Origin of the sequence: Nocardia sp. JCM 34519.1 (genome assembly GCF_020361265.1) — a bacterium.
GTDB lineage: Bacteria > Actinomycetota > Actinomycetes > Mycobacteriales > Mycobacteriaceae > Nocardia > Nocardia arthritidis_A.
This window is the reverse complement of sequence record NZ_JAIRBR010000001.1, coordinates 459,473-481,223: the sequence shown is the minus strand read 5'-3', so window position 1 is coordinate 481,223 and position 21,751 is coordinate 459,473. Positions and strand designations below refer to the sequence as shown.

Genomic DNA, 21,751 nt, shown 5'->3' with positions numbered 1-21,751 from the left:
CCGGGTAGCGTGGGTGACATGCCTGATGTGGTGGTTGTCGGCTCCGGACCCAACGGACTCGCCGCGGCGGTGATCCTGGCCAAGGCCGGTCTCTCGGTCGAGGTCTTCGAGGCGCAGCCCACCGCAGGCGGCGGCTCGCGCACGGCGGAGCTGACGCTGCCCGGCTACCGGCACGACGTCTGCGCCGGTGCGCATCCAATGGCATTGGCATCACCGGTTTTTCGCGCCTTCGACCTGACCGCGCATGGGGTCGACCTGCTTGCGCCCGAGGTCTCCTACGCCCATCCGCTCGACGACGGCCGGGCCGGATTGGCCTGGCGCGATCTCGACCGCACCGTCGACGGGCTCGGCCCGGACGGTGCGGCGTGGCGTTCGCTGTTCGGTCCGCTGGTCCGGCACTGGACCGAGGTGGTGGATGTCGCGATGGGGGATCTGCGGCATGTCCCACGCGCGATACCCAGCGCGATCCGCTTCGGCCTTCGCCTGCTCGAGCAGGGATCGCCGCTGTGGAACACCAGGTTTCGTGACGACGCCGCCCCAGCGATGCTGAGCGGCATTGCGACACACGCGATCACGCCGCCGAGGGCGCTGCCCGCCGTCGGCGCCGGACTGCTGCTCGGCACCCTGGCGCATGTGGGCGGCTGGGTACTCCCGCGCGGCGGCAGTCAGGCCATCCCGGACGCGCTGATCGGCGAGCTGGAGCGCCTGGGCGGCAAGGTACACCTCGGCCACCGGGTGGATTCGCTCGATGAATTCGGCAGCGCCCGCGCCGTCGTCCTCGACACCGCCCCCGCCGAACTGCTCCGCCTCGCGGGCGACCGGCTGCCGCCGCGATATGCCAAGCAGCTCAACCGTTTCCGCTACGGCGGTGCGGCGTGCAAGGTCGATTTCGCGCTGTCCGGCCCGGTGCCGTGGCGGGCGGCGGGCTGCGAGCTGGCCGGCACCCTGCATCTGGTCGGCACCCGCGCCGAGGCGATGGCCGCCGAAAAGACCGTCGCCGCAGGGCAACACGCCGAACGTCCCTATGTGCTCGCGATCCAGCCCGGCGTGGTCGACCCGACGCGCGCCCCGGCGGGCGGGCACACCCTCTACAGCTATACGCATGTGCCCAACGGCTCCACCCGCGATGTCAGCGAGGCCGTCATCGCCCAGATCGAGCGCTTCGCACCGGGTTTCCGCGATCTGATCGTGGCCAAGCACGTCTACACCGCGGCCGAACTTCCGGCGCACAACGCCAACTACATCGGCGGCGACATCTCCGCGGGCGCGATGTCGTTGCGCCAGGTGCCATTCCGTCCCGCCGCCCGCTGGAACCCTTACGGCACCCCGCTTCCCGGCGTCTACCTGTGCTCCGCGGCGACGCCGCCGGGCCCGGGTGTGCACGGTATGAACGCTCTGCACGCCACCCGGCACGTCCTGCGCGAGCGTTTCGGCATCCGCACCGATCCGCTCGACCTGCTCGCCGGTCAGCGCGTGCGATAGAGATCCGGTTCGAGGTACATCACCCGCGCCGCCGGAACGGCCGCGCGCACCCGCGCCTCGGCGTCGTCGATGGCGGCGGCGATAGCGGCGATATCGAGGCCGGGCACGATGGAAACCTTTGCCGCGACGAGGATTTCCTCCGGGCCCAGATACTGGGTCTTCAGATGGATGACCCGGTCGATTCGCGTGCCGTCGACCAGATTCGCCCGGATGGCCCGATCCTCGTCGGGCGTCGCGCCCTCACCGATCAGCAGGCTCTGCATCTCCACGATCAGCACCAGCGCGATCACCCCGAGCAGTGCGCCGATGGCCAGCGTGCCGATACCGTCCCACACCGGATCGCCGGTGAGCATGGTCAGCCCGACGCCCGCGAACGCGAACAGCAGACCGATCAGCGCCCCGGTGTCCTCCAGCAGCACGACGGGCAGTTCCGGGCTGCGCGAGTTGCGGATGAACCGCCACCAGCTCGCCGAACCCTTCAGCGGTGCGGATTCCCGCATCGCGGTGGTGAAGCTGAAACCCTCCAGCGCGATGGCGATCACCAGGATCGCAACGGCCACAAGGGGATTGCTCAGTTCCTCCGGGTGCTGCACCTTGTGCACGCCCTCGTAGATCGCGTAGATCGATCCGAGGGTGAACAGCACCAGCGCGACGATGAACGAATAGAAGTACCGGTTGCGCCCGTATCCGAACGGGTGCAGCTCATCGGCCTCGCGCGCGGCGCGGCGCTGGCCGAGCAGCAGCAGACCCTGATTGGCGGTATCGGCCACCGAGTGCACGGCCTCGGCGAGCATCGATCCGGAGCCGGTGAGCGCCGCGCCGACGAATTTCGCCGCCGCGATCCCGGCATTCGCCGATAGCGCCGCGATAATCGCCTTCTTGCCGCCGCCAGCCGACATGGACCGTCCTCTCCGTCGCGAAACATGCTCGAACAGCGTAAATCAGTGAAACGGACAACCCGGACAGCGGTCAGTTGCCCGCGCCGACGCAGGCGCAGAACAGCTGCGCCGCACCATCCACCGCCTGTGCCCGGATATCGCTGTCGGCGGCCGAAATCCACGCCGCGCCACCGCGTTCCACCAGCAGTTCGGTGCCGTTCTGCAGCAGTCGCACGGCGCCGGAGGTGCACAGCACGATGCCGGGCCCGGCCGCGGTGAGCGGCGCCTGGCCCGAGCCCGCGGCGAGATCGAAGCGGCGCAGCTCGAATTCCGGCGCGGGCGTGCGATAGCGCACCGAACCATCACCGGCCGGTTCCGGCAGCACGAACGGCACGTCGATGGGTTCGAAATCCAGCACCCGCAACAGTTCCGGCACATCGACGTGCTTCGGGGTGAGCCCGCCGCGCAGCACATTGTCGGAGTTGGCCATGATCTCGACACCGAGCCCGCGCAGGTAGGCGTGCAGATTCCCGGCCGCGAGATACAAACCCTGGCCGGGCTCCAGCGTCACCCGGTTCAGCAGCAGCGCGGCCAGCACGCCCGCATCGCCCGGGTAGGCCTCGGCCAATTCCAGCGCCGTGCGGGCCTCCGCGCCGAACGCTCGCCTGCCCTTGCCGGAGAGGTAGCGCACGCAGCCGTCGAGCACCGCGGGCAGCAGCGTGGCCAGCGCGGGCTGCGGCAGTGTGATCCAGGTGGTGAACAGCGTCCGCAGACCCGACGAATCCGGTGCCTCCGCAAGCAGGTCCGCGTACTGCGCGAGCCCGGGCACGTCGAGTGCGCGCAGCAGGTCTACGGTGCGCCGCGGATCGCGGAATCCGGCCAGCGCCTCGAAACGCTCCAGTGCGACAACCAGTTCGGGCTTGTGGTTCTCGTCGCGATAGTTGCGCAGCGGCGAATCCAGCGGCACCCGTGCGCGATTCTCCCGCTGATAGCCCTCCAGCGCCTGCGCCAGGCTCGGATGCGCCTGCAGCGAGAGCGGCTCCTCGGCCGCGAGTATCTTCAGCAGGAAGGGCAGTTTGCCGCCGAATTCCGGTGCGGCGGAACCCAATTCACGCTCGGGATCGTCCGAGACCAGCTCCAGCAGCGACCGTTTGCCGCCGCCGATGCGCACCAGCGCCGGATCGGCCGGATGCGCGCCGAACCACAGCTCCGCCTCCGGATGCGCCGACGGCACCGGCCTGCCGCACAATTGCGCGAGCGCGGTGCGCGAACCCCATGCGTAATTGCGCAGTGCACCAACGAGTTCGTGCACTAGTAGCGTCCCCCGTCGTAGTCACCGGATCCGGTGGTGGCGGCGCCGCGCGAGCCGATGAGCCGCAGGTAGGCCGCGGCCATCTCCAGCCGCAGCGCCAGCACCGCCAACTGCTCCAACTCGCTGCCGCCGTGCCCCGTGCCCGATCGGGGCTCCTCGGCGGGTGCGGGCGCGCCGGGATCGGTGAACTCGGTGTGCAGCAGGTCGACATCGGCGCTCGCCAGATCGGCGTCGACCAGTCCGGAACCGCCGCCGAATACCGCGAGCCTGCGCCGCGCGGCCACCTGGTCCGGGTCGGCGCTGAGCACGAACACCCGCAGCCGCTCCACCGGCGCCGGACCGTCCAGCTGTTCGTCGTGGAAGAGCGGATCGAAACCGGGCGCGGATTGGCCTGCGGCCTCGGTCATTTGCGGGTTCGCTGCCACCGCCTCGGCCAGATTCACCGCCGTCGCGACCTTGCCCGCCGCGGCGAGCAGCACCTCGGCGCCGTGCTCGGCCAGTTGGGTCGCGGCGGGGGAATCGCCCGCCAGCACGATCCCGCGCTGCTGCATGCGCGCGGCGAGCGTTTTGGCCGGATTGTGGAACACCTCGTTCTGCGGACCGTCGCGCAGCGCCTCCGCGTCCAGCACGTCGGCGAGTTCGGTCAGATCCGGCACCGCGGCGCCCGCCCGGCCCGGATCCACCGCGGCGAGCACCGCAATGCCCGCGGCGAGGAAGCGCAGCAGCCGATTGTGGTCGAGGACCTGTACTCGCGGCTCCAGCAGCGCCGCCCGGCCTGCCGCCGCCGCGCGCAGCGGGCCCTCGTGCGGCGCGGCGACAACCACCTCGGCGCCCCGGCGCAGTGCCCGGTCCACCGCGTCGATCAGCCGGGGGTCGCCCGCGTCGTCACCGGAAACCAGGACGACATCGAGCGGACCGACCCACGGCGGCAGCGCGGCGACGGGCACGATGGGTAGGCCGACGCGGTCGCCGAGCGCGGCGACGAGTAGTCCGGCGGCCCGGGTGGCCCGGCCCGATCCGGACACCAACACCACGCTGCGCGGACGCAGATCCTTCAGGCGCGCGAGCGCGTCCTCACCGACGGCCGCCGCGGTGGCGCGCACCTGAGCGCCGCCGGAGGCGGCCGAGCGCAGGGCGCCGCCGGCATCGGCTGCCTGGAGTGATGCGGCATCGTCCAGGTCGAGCACCGGTGTTCCAGCGATCATCGGGCGTCCCACCTCCCCTCATCGCGCTGTGTTTTCGTCCACACCGAGCCCAGGTCGGGCGAATCCAATGTCTGTGATTCCACTATTCCAGTCAGGAGCGCACGATGCTCAGAATCTCGGTTACGAGTACGTCTACATCCTCGGAAGTCCTAGCTTCCACATTCAACCGCAGCAGCGGCTCGGTATTCGAGGCACGCAGATTGAACCAGGCATCGTCGGGCAGCTGCACGGTGACGCCGTCCAGCCGGTCGACCGAGAGGGCTCGGCCCTCGAAGTTCTTCAGCACAGCCATCGTCCGCTCCTTCGCGTCCGCCACTGTGGAGTTGATCTCTCCCGAGCTCGCATATGTTGCATACGAGGAGCCGAGTTCGGACATCGGCCGATCCTTCTCGCCCAACGCGGCCAGCACGTGCAGCGCGGCGAGCATGCCCGAGTCGGCGCCCCAGAAATCGCGGAAGTAGTAGTGCGCGGAATGCTCACCGCCGAATACCGCACCGGTGGCGGCCATCTCCTGCTTGATGAACGAATGTCCGACCCGGGTGCGCACCGGGGTGCCGCCCAGTTCGGCGACCAGCTCCGGCACCGCCCGCGAGGTGATCAGATTGTGGATGATCGTCGCGCCCGGCTCCTTGATCAGCTCTCGCTCGGCCACCAGCGCGGTGATCGCCGACGGCGAGACCGGATCGCCCTTCTCGTCCACCACGAAGCACCGGTCGGCGTCGCCGTCGAAGGCCAGGCCGATATCGGCGCCCGATTCGACCACCAGCCGCTGCAGATCCACCAGATTCTTCGGATCCAGCGGATTGGCCTCGTGATTGGGGAACGACCCGTCGAGTTCGAAGTACAGCGGCACCACCTTCAGCCGCGGAAGACCGCCGAGCACCGCCGGCACCGTGTAGCCGCCCATACCGTTGCCCGCGTCCACCGCGACGGTCAGCTCCCGGATACCGGTCAGGTCGACCAGCCCGTGCAGGAACTTCGCGTAATCGGGCAGCAGGTCGACGGTGGTCTCCGTGCCCTGCGGGCCGTCGAAGCCCGGTACGCCGTCGACGATTTCGGCCTTGATGGTGGCCAGTCCGGTGTCCTGGCCGACCGGCAGCGCATTGGCCCGGCACAGCTTGATGCCGTTGTAGCGGGCCGGATTGTGGCTGGCGGTGAACATGGCGCCCGGGCATGCGAGGTGGCCGGAGGCGAAGTACAGCTGGTCGGTGGAGGACAGTCCGATATGCGTCACGTCGAGGCCCTGCGCCCGCACGCCCTGGGCGAAGGCCGCCGCCAGACCGGGGGAGGATTCGCGCATATCGTGTCCGATGACGATCCGGGTCGCGCCCTCGCCGCGCATCAACCGCGCGAACGATGCGCCGACATCCCCGACGAAGTCACCGTCGATCTGTTCTCCGACCACGCCACGAACGTCGTAGGCCTTGATCACCGCGTTCACGAATTCGGCAGAGCGGGCGACTGTCATGGCCACCACACTAGTGTGCGCGCCCGCTCAGGCGAATTCTGTCCACCCCGGTGTGCGGCAGGTCGCCACGGCCAACCGGTCGGTCGCATCTCGCCCATCGGCTCTTGCCTTCGGCGGCAACGCATTTCGCGATCGACCCGGATTCTCCGTCAGCTGGGCGGATCGGGGAGGACCCGCAGATGTCCGCGGCGTCCGGTGCGCTGGGCCCGCTGGGCGGGCGGCGGATAGCCGGTGTAACCGCGCTGCTGCCGTTCCGGCTCCGGCGCGCGGCGCCGCAGCCCGGCCTCGCGCACCGCCTCGGCCAATGCGGTGAGGTCGTCGTCATCCGGTGTGCTGGAAGAGAATCCGCCCTCGTGCCGAACCAGCTCCCAACCCTTGGGGGCGGTGATCCGGGAACCGTGTGTTTCGCACAGATCCCAGGAGTGCGGTTCTGCGACGGTCGCCAGGGGGCCCACCACCGCGGTCGAATCCGAGTACACGTAGGTGAGCGTCGCGACGGCCGGATTCTTGCAGCCGGGTCGGCAGCAACGACGCATGGGGATCACGCCGATGAGAGTAACCCCCCTGACCGTCGGATGGGGAGCGGACACGCCTCGGCGGAGGTGAATTCCGCCGCGGACAACCGAATTCGGACGCCGTTACTCCGCTTCCGGATCGATGACGTCCGGATCGACGCCGAGATAGGTGGCCACCTGTTGGACCAGGACCTCGCGTAGCAGGTCCACCAGGTCGTCCGGATCGCTGGCGCGCAGCTCTAGCGGTTTGCGGAAGAGTACGACCCTGGCGCGGGTCGCCGCGCCGTGCCGGTCCACCCCGGCCGGGATGAGCCGCGACAGCGGTACCGGTCCGTCGGCCACCACCTCATCCGGCCAGGTGACCGAATCGGGGTGCAGCGGACGGATTTTCGGCACATCGTCGACCGCGATGTCCAGTTTGGTGAGCCGGTCGTGCCAGCGGGTGTCCAGCGGTGCGAATGCCTCGAGCACCAGCCGGTCGAATTTCTGCCCCCGGGTGCGCCATGCGGGCACCGTCGGCGGCAACATCGGCCCGCGTACTCCGCGCCCACGGCGGATCACCGACCGTGCGGTCGGCGGACGACGCTTCCGAGAACGAGCCATGCTACGAACTTAGGCCAGCCCGCCCCGGCCACGCTTCCCAGGGCGGGGCCGGCCTTGGAGAAGGTCTAGCTGATACCGCGCTTGAGGCGGCGGCGCTCCCGTTCGGAGAGTCCGCCCCAGATGCCGAAGCGCTCATCGTGGGCGAGTGCGTACTCCAGGCACTCGTCCCGGACCTCGCAGCCCATGCAGATCCGTTTCGCCTCCCGCGTCGAGCCGCCCTTCTCGGGGAAGAACGCCTCCGGATCGGTCTGCGCGCACAGGGCACGTTCCTGCCACTGTTCCTCGATGGACTCGAACATCTCGTCGAAGCCCGTGACGACCAGGCTGAGCCGGGGCGACGAGACTTCGCTACCCCCCTCTCGTTCCTTCCGGCCGTTGTCTGCACAGACGCCACGTGCTGCGCCTGCGGTGGAATCGGTCGGCGAGACCAGCTCATTGGCCATCGCTCCGCCTCCTCACTGTGTGTTAGCGCAGAATGATTATTTCCGTCGGACCAACACGCACACCGACGGCACTACCCCGCGACGTAGTCCCGCGGACATCCCCGAGCTCGTCACCCCGATGGGAACATCTGTTCGAAAATCCGTCCGCGCCTTGAACTCTCGCGCGAACCCGGAATGACATGACTGTGATTAGACACGCCGTACGTGTCGATGGTCAAGCCGCCGACGCTATTCCGTTACTATCCGCGCCCGCATTCCACTTCGATCTTGAAGTGCCATTCGGCAAATGACCAGCAAATATGGGGTGAATCGCGGTTCGGCGGCTACCGCATAGGCTGTGCGGATGTGAGTGGACAACACGCGGGCACCGCGCCCGCAAGCGGACCCCGGATCGCCGTCCTGGTCGGCGGAGTGGGTGGCGCACGATTCCTGCAGGGCGTCAGGGAACTGCTTCCGCAGGCGGATATCTCCGCCATCGTCAACGTCGGCGACGACGTCTGGATGCACGGCCTTCGCATCTGCCCCGACCTCGATACCTGCATGTACACCCTGGGTGGCGGGATCGATACCGAGCGCGGCTGGGGCCGGGTCGGCGAAACCTGGCACGCCAAGGAGGAACTGGCCAACTATCGGGCGCAGCCGGATTGGTTCGGTTTGGGCGACCGTGATATCGCCACCCATCTGATCCGCAGCGAAATGCTGCGCGCCGGGTATCCGCTCTCGGCGGTCACCGAGGCGCTGTGCAAGCGGTGGCAGCCCGGCGTGAAACTGGTGCCGGCAACCGATGACCGATGCGAAACACATGTCGTTGTGACCGATCCGGAGAACCCTGGCGAACGTAAAGCGATCCATTTTCAAGAGTGGTGGGTTCGGTACCGCGCGGGCATCGAGACCCATGGATTCGCCACAATTGGGGCGGAACAAGCCAAACCGGCACCAAATGTGACAGAGATCATATCGGCCGCCGACGCGGTTTTGCTCGCCCCGTCGAACCCGGTTGTGAGCATCGGATCGATACTTGCGGTACCGGGTATTCGCGGCGCATTGCGCACCACGGAGGCCAAGGTGGTCGGGCTGTCTCCGGTCATCGACGGAAAACCGTTGCGCGGCATGGCCGATGAATGCCTGTCGGTGATCGGCGTCGAAACCTCGGCGGAGGCGGTCGGCCGCTACTATGGCGCGCGCTCGGAGACCGGGATCCTGGACGGGTGGCTGGTGCACACCACCGATTCCGCCGAGGTGCCCGGCGTCGAGGTGCGCAGCGTGCCGCTGCTCATGACCGATCCGCAGACCACCGCCGAAATGGCCCGCGAGGCATTGGAATTGGCTGGAGTGAAATGACCGCGTTGCCCGATCACGCCGCATCCGAACTGCGCATCCTGCCGGTTGTCGGCCTACCCGAATTCCGGCCCGGCGACGATCTGGTCGCCCAACTCGCCGACAAGGCCCCTTGGCTGGCCGACGGTGACATCCTGGTCGTCACCAGCAAGATCGTCGCCAAGGCCGAGGGGCGCATCGTGGCCGCCCCGCTCGATCCGGAGGAACGCGACGCCGCTCGCCGCGAACTCGTCGACCGCGAGGCGGTGCGGGTACTCGCCCGCAAGGGCCGCACCCTGATCACCGAGAACCGGCTCGGCATCGTGCAGGCCGCGTCGGGGGTGGACGGCTCCAATGTCGAAAAGGGCGAATTGGTGCTGCTGCCAACCGATCCCGACGCCAGCGCCAAGGCGCTGCGCGACGGCCTCGCCGCGCGGCTCGGGGTGAATGTCGCGGTGGTCATCACCGACACCATGGGCCGGGCCTGGCGCAGCGGCCAGATCGACGCCGCCATCGGCGCCGCGGGACTGCGGGTGCTGCACGACTACAACGGCGCCGTCGACGGACAGGGCAACGAGCTGCACGTCACCCAGGTGGCCGTCGCCGACGAGCTGGCGGCGGCGGCGGATCTGGTGAAGGGCAAGCTCGGCGGCATCCCGGTGGCGGTGGTGCGCGGACTGCCGGTCACCGACGACGGATCCACCGCGGCCGATCTGCTGCGCACCGGCACCGACGACCTGTTCTGGCTCGGCACCGCCGAGGCGATCGACAAGGGCAGGCGCGAGGCGGTGCTGCTGCGCCGGTCCATTCGCCAATTCGCCGATACGCCCGTGGATCCCGAGCGGATCCGGGCCGCGGTGGCGGTGGCGCTCACCGCGCCCGCACCGCATCACACCCGGCCGGTGCGGTTCGTCTGGGTGCGCAAACCCGAGCTGCGCAAGCAGCTGCTGGAGGCGATGGCGCAGAAGTGGCGCGCCGACCTCGCCGGCGACGGACGCACGCCGGACAGCGTCGAGCGGCGGGTGGCCCGCGGCCGGATCCTGTTCGACGCGCCGGAGATGATCATCCCGTTCTGCGTGCCCGACGGCGCGCACGACTATCCGGACGAGCGCCGCCGCGTCGCCGAGCGCACCATGTTCACCGTCGCGGTCGGCGCGGCCGTGCAGGGCCTGCTGGTGGCGCTGGCCACCGAGGGCATCGGCAGCTGCTGGATCGGGTCCACCATCTTCGCGCCGGAGATCACCCGTGCGGTGCTCGGCCTGGAGGAGGACTGGAATCCGTTGGGCGCCATCGCGATCGGTTATCCGCCGGAGGAGCTCGCACCGCGGCCCGTGCCCGCACCGGATTTCGGGCTCGTCGAGCTGTGAGTGCTGAATCGCTGCACAAGTCGGCCGTCGCGCTGCTCGAAACATGGCGGCCGCCAACGGATTCCGATCGTGCCCTGACGGTCGCGCTGCTGGCCTTCCTGGATTCCGCCCCGCGCGGCTGCCTGCGCGAGTACGCGCCGGGCCATATCACCGCATCGGCGCTGGTGTTCTCGCATGACGAACGCGAGGTGCTGCTGACGCTGCATCCGCGGGTCGGGCTCTGGATCCAACTCGGCGGCCACTGCGAGGAATTCGACGAGACGGTGTCCGATGCGGCGCTGCGCGAGGCGATCGAGGAGTCGGGCATTCCCGGCCTCGAACTCGATCCGGGACTGTATGGGGTGCAGGCACATTCGATCACCTGCTCGCTCGGCGTCCCGACCCGGCATCTCGATCTGCTCTTCCGCATTCGTGCGCCGAAGGGTGCGGAGCCGGTGCGCAGCGCCGAATCCACCGATCTGCGCTGGTGGCCGGTCGACGCGCTGCCGAAGAATGCGGAGGTGCCGCTGCGCGGCTGACATCCAGGCGAGTTTACAAATGATCTGATTTGTCTAGACATACGACAAATCGATCTCTATCGTCCATTTCAGTAGTACCGCGCGTCACACCTGATGCGCCGCTGGAATGGAGACAACGATGTCCACGGATACCGACAGGTCCGGCGCGCGAATTACGGCACCGGCCTGGCGCGACCGCAAGCGCTATCTCTGGCTCTGGGGCCTGTTCGCCCCGACCGGCCTGTTCACCATCGGTCTGCCGCTGGTGTGGGCGTTCAACGAAATCGGTTGGCACCGGGCGGCGCAGGTGCCGTTCTGGCTCGGCCCGATCCTGGTGTACTTGCTGATTCCGTTGGCGGACATCTGTTTCGGGCCCGACGGCGACAACCCGCCCGACGAGGTGATGGAGTACCTGGAGAACGACAAGTACTACAGGTACCTCACCTACCTGTACCTGCCGTTCCAGTACGCGACGCTGATCATGGCCTGCTATCTGATCGCCGCGCCGAACCTCGGCTGGCTCGGCATCGATGGCAGCTTGCGTCTTGTCGACAAGATCGGGCTGGCCATCACCGTCGGCATGATCGGCGGCATCGGCATCAACACCGCGCACGAATTGGGCCACAAGAAGGTGGATCTGGAGCGCTGGCTGTCGAGAATCGCACTGGCGCAATCGTTCTACGGTCACTTCTACATCGAGCACAACCGCGGCCACCACGTGCGCGTCGCGACACCGGATGATCCGGCGAGTTCCCGTGTGGGCGAGACGTTCTGGGCCTTCTGGCCGCGGACCGTATTCGGCAGTCTGCGCTCGGCTTGGCAGTTGGAGCGGGCCCGGTTGGCGCGGCTCGGCAAGCGGCCGCTGAGCCCGCACAACGAGGTGTTGAGTGCCTGGGCGATGTCGGCGGTGCTGTGGGCGGCGCTCGTCGCGGTGTTCGGCATCGCAGTCCTGCCCTACCTGGCGCTGCAGGCGGTGGTCGGCTTCAGCCTGCTGGAGGCGGTCAACTACCTCGAGCATTACGGCTTGGTCCGCCGGCGCACCGCATCCGGACGCTACGAACGTCCCGCGCCGGTGCACAGCTGGAACAGCGACCACATCGTCACCAATATCTTCCTGTACCACCTGCAGCGGCACAGCGACCATCACGCCTATCCGACCCGGCGCTACCAGACGCTGCGCAGCTGGGACGGCGCGCCGAACCTGCCGAGCGGCTACGCGAGCATGATCCTGCTCGCCTACTTCCCGCCGCTGTGGCGGCGGGTTATGGACAAGCGCGTGCTGGCCCACTATGGCGGTGACATCACCCGTGCAAATATTGATCCGGCCAAGCGGGACAAGGTGATCGCCCGCTATGGCCACGCCGGAGTTCGATCATGAGCGTATACCGTTGCCCTGTTTGCGATTACGTCTACGACGAGGCGAAAGGCGCACCGCACGAGGGGTTTCCGGCGGGCACGGCGTGGGCGGCGGTACCGGATGACTGGTGCTGTCCGGACTGCGGGGTGCGGGAGAAGATCGATTTCGAACAGGTTGGGATCAAATGAATACAGCATCGCAAGGCGATTCGATGGGGGGCGGCGGTCGGGTGACGGGTGGGCCGGAATACAAGCTCTACCAATGTGTTCAGTGCGGCTTCGAATACGACGAGGCCAAGGGCTGGCCGGAGGACGGTATCGCCCCCGGCACCCGGTGGGCGGATATTCCGGACAACTGGAGCTGCCCCGACTGCGGTGCGGCCAAGTCCGACTTCTACATGGTGGAGATCGAGCGTTCGTGAAGTCGGCCGGGCGTTTTGACTAGGTGGGCCTCCCGTGCCAGTGTCGCTGCTATGCCGCGTACCGGAACCCGGATCCCTTATCAGGAGGCGGCGCGGGAGCTCCTGCGCACCTCGGTGCTGGATGCGATGCGCGAACTGCTCACCGAGCGGGACTGGTCCAAGATCACCCTCGGTGACGTCGCGGCCAGGGCCGGGGTCAGCAGGCAGACCCTGTACAACGAATTCGGTTCTCGCGCGGGCCTAGCTCAGGCATACGCGCTACGCCTCGCCGACGATCTGGTCGATCACGTGGATTCGGCGATCGTCAACAACGTCGGCGACGCGCGGGCCGCGTTCAAGGAGGGGCTAGCCGGTTTCTTCCTGGACGCCGCAGCGGATCCGCTGGTGCGGTCGCTGCTGGCCGGCGAGGTGAAATTGGATCTGCTACGGCTGATCACCCTCGATGCCGGACCGTTGCTCGACCGGGCGACCGAGCGGCTGTCGGTCGCCTTCCAGCAAAGTTGGGTGGCGGCGACGGCCGAGGAATCGGATGTCATCGCGCACGCGCTCGTCCGCATCGCGCTGAGTTACATCCCGACGCCGCCCGCCCCGGGGCGCAATGCGCCGGCCGAGCTGAGCGCGTTGCTGAGCCCCTATGTCGAGGCGATCTTGGCCGCCCGGGAGGCGAGCCGCTGAAGCGGCGATATTCCACATAGCGGTAGCGGCGCGTATGCGGTGACCTGCGACACATTAGGGCACCCTTAAAAACCAACTGGACGGGATGTAATTGATCCCACGTTTAGGAACGCCCGTGGCCTGTAACGGACGTAAAGTCTGCAAGTATTGTCATGCGACGGAGAAAAGGTACATATTTAGGCGGGCAAACGTGCAAACGGTTGGCAAACCGGCGGGTTCACCTGACCCGAAGCGTCACCTGTGGGTTCTCGGACTGATCGCTCCCGCCTCCGCGCTACTCCCGTCCCAGCTCGTCCTGCACACCGGGGCGCCGGTGTTCTGGTGGATCGGGCCGATCATCGTGCTGATCGCCATCCCGGTCCTCGACTGGGTGGTCGGCGAGGACGGCAGCAACCCGCGCGACGAGGACTACGAGTTGCTGTCGAATGACCGGTATTACCGGTGGTGCACCTATCTGTTCCTGCCGGTGCAGCTGATCGGTCTGATCATCGCCGCCGCGATGTGGGCGGGTGACGAGCTGAGCTTCGTCGACAAGCTGGGGCTGGCGGCGACGCTGGGTTTCGTCAGCGGTATCGGGATCAACGCCGCGCACGAATTGGGGCATCGGGTAGAGCATTTGGAGCGTTGGCTGGCGAAAATCGCGCTGGCGCAGTCGGGTTACGGTCATTTCTTCGTCGAGCACAATCGCGGTCACCATGTGCGGGTCGCGACGCCGGACGATCCGGCGAGTGCGCGGTTGGGTGAATCGCTGTGGGAGTTCTTGCCGCGCAGCGTGATCGGCGGTTTCCGCTCGGCGTTACCACTGGAACGCGACCGCCTCGCCCGCAAGGGCCACGGCTGGTGGAGCGTGCACAACCACATCCTGCAGGCGTGGTCGATGACGCTGGTGCTGTTCGGCGGGCTGGTCGCCGCCTTCGGCTGGCGCGCACTGCCGTGGCTGCTGCTGCAGGCGGTCATCGGCATCGGTCTGCTGGAGACGGTGAACTACGTCGAGCACTACGGCCTGCTGCGGGCCAAGCGGCCCAACGGGCACTGGGAGCGCTGCTCGCCGCGGGACAGCTGGAACAGCGACCGGCTGGTCACCAATATCTTCCTGTTCCACCTGCAGCGGCACAGCGATCACCACGCCAATCCGGGCCGCCGCTACCAGACTCTGCGCAGCTCACAGGTGGCGCCGCAGCTGCCCGCCGGATACGCGAGCATGATCCTGTTCGCGGCGCTGCCGCCGCTGTGGCGGGCCGTGATGGATCATCGGGTGCTCGCCCACTACGGCGGCGATGTCACCCTGGCGAATATCCAACCCCGCAAGCGCCGACGTATCCTTGCCGCGTACGGAGCAACCGTCTGACGGTTGCACGATCGCACAACTTGCGCAGCCGGACGGGTCCGTCGGTAAGCCTGCGCAGGCCGGGGCGCAGCCGGTATGGCCGCCTCGGCTCCCGGGGTATTCAGGCGGCTAGCCTTGCCTCGGTACCGACACATTCAGGAGAGGCTGAAAGAGGCAGATGACGACCTCAGAACTTCCCGCACGTACCACCCTCACCGCCGATGTCCGCAACGGCATCGATTTCAAGGTGGCCGACCTGTCGCTGGCCGAGTTCGGCCGCAAGGAGATTCGCCTCGCCGAGCACGAAATGCCCGGTTTGATGGCGCTGCGCCGCGAATACGCCGAGGTGCTGCCGCTGAAGGGTGCGCGCATCTCCGGCTCGCTGCATATGACCGTGCAGACCGCGGTGCTGATCGAAACCCTTGTGGCACTTGGCGCTCAGGTGCGCTGGGCCTCCTGCAACATCTTCTCCACCCAGGACCACGCGGCCGCCGCGGTCGTCGTCGGACCGCACGGCACCGTCGACGAGCCGCAGGGCGTTTCGGTATTCGCCTGGAAGGGCGAGACCCTGGAGGAGTACTGGTGGGCCGCCGAGCAGATGCTCACCTGGCCCGGTGAACCCGCCAACATGATCCTCGACGACGGCGGCGACGCCACCATGCTGGTGCTGCGCGGCGCCCAGTTCGAGAAGGCAGGCGTGGTGCCGCCGGAGGACGACGACCACTCCGCCGAGTACAAGGTGTTCCTGAACCTGCTGCGCGAGCGGTTCGAGACCGATAAGACCAAGTGGGGCAAGATCGCCGAATCGGTCCGCGGCGTCACCGAGGAGACCACCACCGGCGTGCTGCGGCTGTACCAGTTCGCGGCGGCGGGTGAACTGGTGTTCCCGGCCATCAACGTCAACGACTCGGTCACCAAGTCCAAGTTCGACAACAAGTACGGCACCCGGCATTCGCTCATCGACGGCATCAACCGCGGCACCGATGTGCTCATCGGCGGTAAGAAGGTGCTGATCTGCGGCTACGGCGATGTCGGCAAGGGCTGCGCGGAATCCCTTGCGGGACAAGGCGCTCGGGTGCAGGTCACCGAGATCGACCCGATCAACGCGCTGCAGGCGCTGATGGACGGCTTCGATGTCGTCACCGCCGACAAGGCCATCGGCGAAGCCGATATCGTCATCACGGCCACCGGCAACAAGGACATCATCACCCTCGATCACATGAAGGCGATGAAGGACCAGGCCATCCTCGGCAATATCGGCCACTTCGACAACGAGATCGATATGGCGGCGCTGGAGCGTTCCGGCGCAACGAAATTGAATATCAAGCCGCAGGTGGACCTGTGGACGTTCAAGGAGTCCGGCAAGTCGATCATCGTGCTGTCCGAGGGCCGTCTGCTCAACCTCGGCAACGCGACCGGCCACCCGTCCTTCGTCATGTCGAACAGCTTCTCCAACCAGGTGATCGCGCAGATCGAACTGTGGACCAAGCCCGAGGAGTACGACAACGAGGTCTACCGCCTCCCCAAGCACCTCGACGAAAAGGTGGCCCGCATCCACGTCCAGGCCCTCGGCGGTGAACTCACCAAACTCACCAAGGACCAGGCCGAATACATCGGCGTAGATATCGAGGGCCCCTACAAGCCCGACCACTACCGCTACTGATCCAGTCCCCCGAAGGCCGCCGGCGCCGAAAGGCCCCGGCGGCCTTCGTGTTCTTACCCGATGCCGGGGCGTCGGGTTGGGCGCTGACCAGGTAAGGTCGCTGCTCATGGGTGCGTTGGTTGCGGTCGAGGGGCTGGACGGCGCGGGGAAGCGGACGTTGATCGATGGCGTGGTCGATGGGCTGCGGGCCGGGGGCGCGAAGGTGGAGACGCTGGCGTTTCCGCGGTACGGACATTCGGTGCACGCGGATCTGGCGGCGGAGGCGCTGCGCGGTGCGCACGGCGATCTGGCCGATTCGGTCAACGGGATGGGTTTGCTGTTCGCGCTGGATCGGTACGGCGCCCGCGACGAGCTGCTGAAGTTGTTGGCGGACAACGACATCGTGATCTTGGACCGGTATGTGGCCTCGAACGCGGCATATAACGCGGCCCGGCTGGGTCAGCCCGCCGGCGGCGAAATCGTGCGCTGGGTGGGCGAATTGGAATTCGAACGCTTCGAATTGCCGGTGCCCGCGCTACAGGTGCTGCTCGACGTGCCGACCGAGGTGGCCGCCGAACGCGCGCGCAGGCGCGGCGAACTCGATAGTGATCGCGCACTGGACGCATACGAACGCGATGGTGCACTACAACAGCGCACCGCCGCCGTTTATTGTGATTTGGCCGAGATGAACTGGTACGGACCCTGGTCCGTGCATACGCCCGGTGACGATACGGCAACGTTTGCTGCGCGGCTCACCGAAATCATTGCCCGATAGGGTTGGATGTGCGCCGATGGGTCACGACTGTAGGCGTGGCGGCCCGATCCGAGCCGGAGAGATGACAACATAGTACTTATGAAGCCGAAGATTCTGGTCGTCGACGACGATATGGCGCTCGCTGAGATGCTCACGATCGTCTTGCGCGGGGAAGGGTTCGACCCGCATGTGGTCGGCGACGGCACGCAGGCGCTGGCGGCGGTTCGCGAGATCCGCCCCGATCTGGTGTTGTTGGACCTGATGCTGCCCGGCATGAACGGCATCGATGTATGCCGTGTGTTGCGGGCCGATTCCGGGGTCCCGATCGTGATGCTCACGGCGAAGACGGACACCGTCGACGTCGTGCTCGGTCTGGAGTCCGGTGCCGACGATTACATCGTCAAGCCGTTCAAACCGAAGGAGCTCGTCGCCCGAGTGCGGGCCCGCCTGCGTCGCACCGAGGAGGAACCGGCCGAACTGCTCTCTATCGCCGATATCGTCATCGACGTGCCCGCGCACAAGGTGACCCGCGGCGGACAGCAGATCTCGTTGACCCCCTTGGAATTCGATCTGCTGGTGGCGCTGGCGCGCAAACCGCGTCAGGTGTTCACCCGTGAAGTCCTGCTGGAGCAGGTCTGGGGTTACCGGCACGCCGCCGATACCCGGCTGGTCAACGTGCATGTGCAGCGGCTACGCGCGAAGGTCGAGAAGGATCCCGAGAACCCGGAGATCGTGCTGACCGTCCGGGGAGTCGGCTACAAGGCCGGACCCCCGTGATCGGTGAGCTGTACCGGAAGCTCGAACGATCGCTGGCGCCGGTGGTGGCCTGGTTCCAGTCGGTCGGTATCGCCCTCGGCCACCTGTGGCGTCGGTCGCTGCAACTGCGCGTGATCGTTTCGACGGTCACCCTGTCGCTGATCGTCATCACGATTCTCGGCGTCGTGCTCACCAGCCAGATCACCGATCGACTGCTGGACGCGAAGATCAACGCGGCCGTGGAGGAGATGGACCGCGCCCGCAATACCGTGCAGAGCCAGCTGGCCGGTGTGCGCGATATCGGCACCCAGCAGTCGCGGCTCGCGGACGCACGCAACGCGCTGTCGAACCGCGGCGGCACCGGCCAATCCACCGGTGCCGCAGGCACTTTCGATTCCGCGCTGAGCATCGTCGGCGGCACCCCGCAGCAGCAGATGTCGTCGGGGCCGATTCAGGAGGTGCCCGACGAACTGCGCCGATTCGTCCTGCGCAACCAGGTGAGTTATCAGTTCGCCACGGTCAACGATCCGGACGGATACCACGGCAGGGCGCTGATCATCGGCAGCCCCAGCGCCGAAATCCCGACGCTGGAAATCTATTTGATCTTCCCGCTCGCCAGTGAGGAGAGCAGCCTGCAGCTGATGCGCAGCACCATGTTCGTAGGTGGTGCGGTGCTGCTGATCCTGCTGGCGGCGATCACCGCGCTGGTCACCAGGCAGGTGGTGTTGCCGATCCGGTCGGCGGCCAGGATCGCGGGCCGCTTCGCCGACGGCAGGCTCAAGGAACGCATGCTGGTGCGCGGCGAGGATGATATGGCGCGGCTGGCGCAGGCCTTCAACGAGATGGCCGAGAGCCTGTCCAACCAGATCGGCCAGCTGGAGGAATTCGGAAATCTGCAGCGCCGCTTCACCTCCGACGTCAGCCATGAGCTGCGCACCCCGCTCACCACGGTGCGCATGGCCGCGGATCTGATCCACGGCAGCAGCGACGAACTCGATCCGGCGCTGGCCCGCAGCGCCGAACTACTCGTCAACGAGCTGGACCGATTCGAGGGTCTGCTCAACGATCTGCTGGAGATCAGCCGCCACGACGCGGGTGTGGCCGAACTGCAGGTGGAATCGCTCGATGTGCGAATGTGCGCGCGGGCCGCGATTTCCACGGTGCGGCACCTGGCCAAGGATGCGGGCACCGAGGTGATCATCGACCTGCCGGACGATCCGCTGGTGGCGGAGGTGGATCCGCGCCGGGTGGAGCGGGTGCTGCGCAATCTGCTCGCCAACGCCATCGATCACAGCGAGGGTAAGCCGGTGTTGATCCGGATGCGCGGCGATCTGGAGGCCAACGCGGTCTCGGTGGTGGTGCGCGATCAGGGTGTCGGTCTGCGGCCGGGGGAGGAGAAGCTGGTCTTCAACCGGTTCTGGCGGTCCGATCCGTCGCGGATGCGGCGTTCCGGCGGAACGGGTTTGGGGCTTTCGATCAGCGTCGAGGACGCGAATCTGCACGAGGGCAGGTTGGAGGCGTGGGGCGAGGTCGGCGTCGGCGCCAGCTTCCGGCTGACGCTGCCGCTGGTGCGCGGCAAGAAGCTCGGTGCGAGCCCGCTCTCGCTGGAGCCGCCGCCGCGCAAGGCCGCGCCGTTGCGTGCGATCGAGGCTGGCGAGAGTACGGATTCCTTTGCGGCGGAACCGGATTCGCTTGCCGAGCGGCCTGCCGTGGATTCCGATGGCACCGGGTCGAATTCAGCGGGCAGTGCATCGAATCCGAATGGGGCCGAGTCGAATTCGATCGCCGCGACGGAACGGCCCGCCGGAACCGATTCCCGGCCGAGCGGAAACGGCACGGCGCCAACGCCCAGCGGTGACGCCGTATCCGCCGAGGGCCGGGACGTACAGTGATGAGGGTGCGTCACCGATATCCGCGTCGGCGCCGGGTGTACGCGCTCGGCGCGGCGCTGTTGGCGCTGCTGACGCTCAGCGGATGCGCGAACCTGCCGGAATCGACCGCGCCGCAGGCACTCGGCACCATCAACCGCCAGCCCACCTCGGACGGCCCGCCGCCGCCGCTGCAGGGCCGCGATCCGGATCTGCTGCTGCGCGACTTCCTGGTGGCCAGCGCCGATCCGGCGAACAAGCACCTCATCGCCAGGCAGTTCATGACGCCCGAGGCGTCGACGCACTGGGACGACACGTCGAGCACGGTGATCGTGGAGAAGCCGGACACGCTGCGCGAATCCCGCACCGGAGACAAGGCGACCTATGTGATCCGGGCGCGCACCGTCGGCGAGCTGTCCGCCGACGGCGCGTACCGGGCGGTCAGCGATCCGTTCGAGAAGAAGATCGAGATGACCAAGGTCGACGGCGAATGGCGCATCGACGATCCGCCCGACGGCGTGGTCATGGACTCGACGGCCTTCGCCAAGTTCTACCGCCGCTACGTGCTGTATTTCGTCGATCCGACCGGCACCACCCTGGTACCGGATCTGCGCTGGATCGCCGTGCCGAACGGCCAGCTGACCCAGCGGCTGCTCGCCCTGCTGAACGCGGGAACACAGCCCGCGCTGACCTCGGTGCTGCGCAACGAGCTGGCCGCGCCGGTGGCCATCCACGGTCCGATCACCAAGGCCAACGGTGATGCGGAGGATGTCGGCATCGGACTCGGCGGCGTGCACATCGACTTCTCCGGCGCCGCCGGACTGGCCCCGCACGATCGGGAGCTGTTGGCCGCGCAGGTGGTGCTGACCCTCTCGGGCGCGGGCATTCTCGGGCCCTACCAGATCTCGGTCGACGGGAAGCCGCTCGACGAGCGGTACGCGGCGAACGGTTATACCGTCGCCGACGTCGAGGCGTTCAGCCCGGCGACCGGCGCGCAGAACAAGATCGGCCTGCACGCCCTGCGCGGCGGCGGGCTGGTGCAGGTCGAGCCGAACGGCAGCATCAACCCGACGCCCGGATACTTCGGCGCGGTGAACAATCTGCAGTCGGTGGCGCTGTCCCCGGACGGTCAGCTGGTCGCCGCGGTCGCGGCCACCGGACGGCCCGCGCCGGATCCGGCGCAGACGTTGATGATCGGCAGCTATGGCGGCACCGCGTTCCCGGTGGTCGAGGGCGGCTCGATCAGCAGGCCGTCCTGGAATTCCGACGGTACCGCTGCCTGGGTGGTGGTGGACGGCGAGCGGGTGATCCGGGTGGTCAACGATCGCGCCACCGGCACCGTATCGCGGCAGGATGTCGATATCTCCGCGCTCACCAACGCGAATTCTTCACTGCGCCTGCCGATTACGGAGCTACGGGTGTCCCGTACCGGAGTGCGCGCCGCGCTCGTCGCCGATGGCAAGGTGTATGTCGCGGTGATCGAACGTCATCCGGACGGGACATACGCGCTGACCTCGCCGCTGCCGATCGGGGTGACGCTCAGCACCCGCGCGGTCTCGCTGAGTTGGCTCACCCCCGACACCATCGCCATCGCCAGGGAGGGCAATGTCGACCCGGTCTCGACCGTTTCGATCGATGGCTCACAGTTGGTCCCGCAGACCGCCCGGAATCTGACGCCGCCGGTGCGGCTCGTCGACGGTTCGGGCGACCACGAATACGCCGCGGATGCCCGCGCGGTTCTGGAGCTGGCCTCCGCGCCGGATGTCGGCGACGCCTACTGGCGCGAGCTGCCGAACCTGGGCGCCAACGCGGTTCCGGTGCTGCCGGGCTGAAACACGCCGGGTAGGGACGCGCGGAACGGCCC

21 protein-coding genes are annotated in these 21,751 nt (G+C 67.5%); 14 read left to right on the top strand and 7 right to left on the bottom strand.

The window, feature by feature from the left end; genetic code table 11:
- Nucleotides 1-18: 18 nt before the first annotated feature.
- A complete protein-coding gene (locus LGY53_RS02310; protein WP_225724956.1) occupies nucleotides 19-1,482 on the top strand; it encodes an NAD(P)/FAD-dependent oxidoreductase in 1,464 nt (487 codons plus the stop codon).
- On the opposite strand, the gene LGY53_RS02305 is transcribed toward LGY53_RS02310, so the two are convergent.
- The 7 genes from LGY53_RS02305 to LGY53_RS02275 form a co-directional block, all read right to left on the bottom strand.
- Nucleotides 1,467-2,381, bottom strand: a complete 915-nt coding sequence (locus LGY53_RS02305; RefSeq protein ID WP_225724955.1) for a cation diffusion facilitator family transporter — start codon at nucleotides 2,379-2,381, stop codon at nucleotides 1,467-1,469. The genes LGY53_RS02310 and LGY53_RS02305 overlap by 16 nt on opposite strands.
- A gap of 70 nt (nucleotides 2,382-2,451) precedes the next feature.
- Complete coding sequence (gene manA, locus LGY53_RS02300; protein WP_225724954.1) at nucleotides 2,452-3,672, bottom strand: mannose-6-phosphate isomerase, class I; 1,221 nt, start codon at nucleotides 3,670-3,672, stop codon at nucleotides 2,452-2,454.
- Nucleotides 3,672-4,877, bottom strand: coding sequence for a tobH protein (locus tag LGY53_RS02295; RefSeq protein ID WP_225724953.1), 1,206 nt, complete (start codon nucleotides 4,875-4,877; stop codon nucleotides 3,672-3,674). The genes manA and LGY53_RS02295 overlap by 1 nt, the downstream gene beginning before the upstream one ends.
- 91 nt (nucleotides 4,878-4,968) lie before the next feature.
- The gene (locus tag LGY53_RS02290) at nucleotides 4,969-6,345 is read right to left on the bottom strand and encodes a phosphomannomutase/phosphoglucomutase (protein ID WP_225724952.1); all 1,377 of its coding nucleotides are present in this window, start codon (nucleotides 6,343-6,345) and stop codon (nucleotides 4,969-4,971) included.
- Nucleotides 6,346-6,494: 149 nt separating this feature from the next.
- Nucleotides 6,495-6,881 (bottom strand): DUF3499 domain-containing protein, encoded by a 387-nt coding sequence (locus tag LGY53_RS02285; protein WP_167479744.1) that lies wholly within the window; start codon nucleotides 6,879-6,881, stop codon nucleotides 6,495-6,497.
- Between the two features lie 102 nt (nucleotides 6,882-6,983).
- The gene (locus LGY53_RS02280) at nucleotides 6,984-7,463 is read right to left on the bottom strand and encodes a metallopeptidase family protein (RefSeq protein WP_167477524.1); all 480 of its coding nucleotides are present in this window, start codon (nucleotides 7,461-7,463) and stop codon (nucleotides 6,984-6,986) included.
- A gap of 65 nt (nucleotides 7,464-7,528) precedes the next feature.
- A complete protein-coding gene (locus LGY53_RS02275) occupies nucleotides 7,529-7,762 on the bottom strand; it encodes a WhiB family transcriptional regulator (protein WP_041561325.1) in 234 nt (77 codons plus the stop codon).
- A 489-nt stretch (nucleotides 7,763-8,251) separates the two neighbouring features.
- Between LGY53_RS02275 and cofD the strand changes: the two genes are divergently transcribed.
- From cofD to lpqB, 13 genes are all read left to right on the top strand, one after another.
- Nucleotides 8,252-9,247 (top strand): 2-phospho-L-lactate transferase, encoded by a 996-nt coding sequence (gene cofD, locus LGY53_RS02270; protein ID WP_225724951.1) that lies wholly within the window; start codon nucleotides 8,252-8,254, stop codon nucleotides 9,245-9,247.
- Nucleotides 9,244-10,590 carry a coenzyme F420-0:L-glutamate ligase gene (locus tag LGY53_RS02265; protein WP_225724950.1) on the top strand — a complete coding sequence of 449 codons (1,347 nt, stop codon included), beginning with the start codon at nucleotides 9,244-9,246 and terminating at the stop codon, nucleotides 10,588-10,590. The genes cofD and LGY53_RS02265 overlap by 4 nt, the downstream gene beginning before the upstream one ends.
- Entirely contained in the window at nucleotides 10,587-11,108 is a 522-nt protein-coding gene (locus tag LGY53_RS02260; RefSeq protein WP_225724949.1) for an NUDIX hydrolase, read from the top strand. The genes LGY53_RS02265 and LGY53_RS02260 overlap by 4 nt, the downstream gene beginning before the upstream one ends.
- Nucleotides 11,109-11,226: 118 nt before the next feature.
- Nucleotides 11,227-12,465 (top strand): alkane 1-monooxygenase, encoded by a 1,239-nt coding sequence (locus tag LGY53_RS02255; RefSeq protein ID WP_225724948.1) that lies wholly within the window; start codon nucleotides 11,227-11,229, stop codon nucleotides 12,463-12,465.
- Nucleotides 12,462-12,632, top strand: coding sequence for a rubredoxin (locus LGY53_RS02250; protein ID WP_225724947.1), 171 nt, complete (start codon nucleotides 12,462-12,464; stop codon nucleotides 12,630-12,632). Before LGY53_RS02255 ends, LGY53_RS02250 begins: the two co-directional genes overlap by 4 nt.
- 23 nt (nucleotides 12,633-12,655) lie before the next feature.
- A complete protein-coding gene (locus tag LGY53_RS02245) occupies nucleotides 12,656-12,865 on the top strand; it encodes a rubredoxin (protein WP_225725662.1) in 210 nt (69 codons plus the stop codon).
- A gap of 51 nt (nucleotides 12,866-12,916) precedes the next feature.
- Entirely contained in the window at nucleotides 12,917-13,540 is a 624-nt protein-coding gene (locus LGY53_RS02240) for a TetR/AcrR family transcriptional regulator (protein ID WP_225724946.1), read from the top strand.
- 190 nt (nucleotides 13,541-13,730) lie between these two features.
- Nucleotides 13,731-14,888, top strand: a complete 1,158-nt coding sequence (locus LGY53_RS02235) for an alkane 1-monooxygenase (protein ID WP_225724945.1) — start codon at nucleotides 13,731-13,733, stop codon at nucleotides 14,886-14,888.
- A 157-nt stretch (nucleotides 14,889-15,045) separates the two neighbouring features.
- Nucleotides 15,046-16,530: an adenosylhomocysteinase gene (gene ahcY, locus LGY53_RS02230; RefSeq protein ID WP_225724944.1), complete on the top strand. Its 1,485-nt coding sequence runs from the start codon at nucleotides 15,046-15,048 to the stop codon at nucleotides 16,528-16,530.
- A 106-nt stretch (nucleotides 16,531-16,636) separates the two neighbouring features.
- Nucleotides 16,637-17,284, top strand: a complete 648-nt coding sequence (locus tag LGY53_RS02225) for a dTMP kinase (protein WP_225724943.1) — start codon at nucleotides 16,637-16,639, stop codon at nucleotides 17,282-17,284.
- Nucleotides 17,285-17,362: 78 nt separating this feature from the next.
- Nucleotides 17,363-18,040 carry an MtrAB system response regulator MtrA gene (gene mtrA / locus LGY53_RS02220; RefSeq protein ID WP_011211146.1) on the top strand — a complete coding sequence of 226 codons (678 nt, stop codon included), beginning with the start codon at nucleotides 17,363-17,365 and terminating at the stop codon, nucleotides 18,038-18,040.
- A 44-nt stretch (nucleotides 18,041-18,084) separates the two neighbouring features.
- Complete coding sequence (gene mtrB, locus LGY53_RS02215; RefSeq protein ID WP_225725661.1) at nucleotides 18,085-19,911, top strand: MtrAB system histidine kinase MtrB; 1,827 nt, start codon at nucleotides 18,085-18,087, stop codon at nucleotides 19,909-19,911.
- Nucleotides 19,911-21,719 (top strand): MtrAB system accessory lipoprotein LpqB, encoded by a 1,809-nt coding sequence (lpqB, locus tag LGY53_RS02210; protein ID WP_374111115.1) that lies wholly within the window; start codon nucleotides 19,911-19,913, stop codon nucleotides 21,717-21,719. Before mtrB ends, lpqB begins: the two co-directional genes overlap by 1 nt.
- The last annotated feature ends 32 nt before the right edge of the window (nucleotides 21,720-21,751 follow it).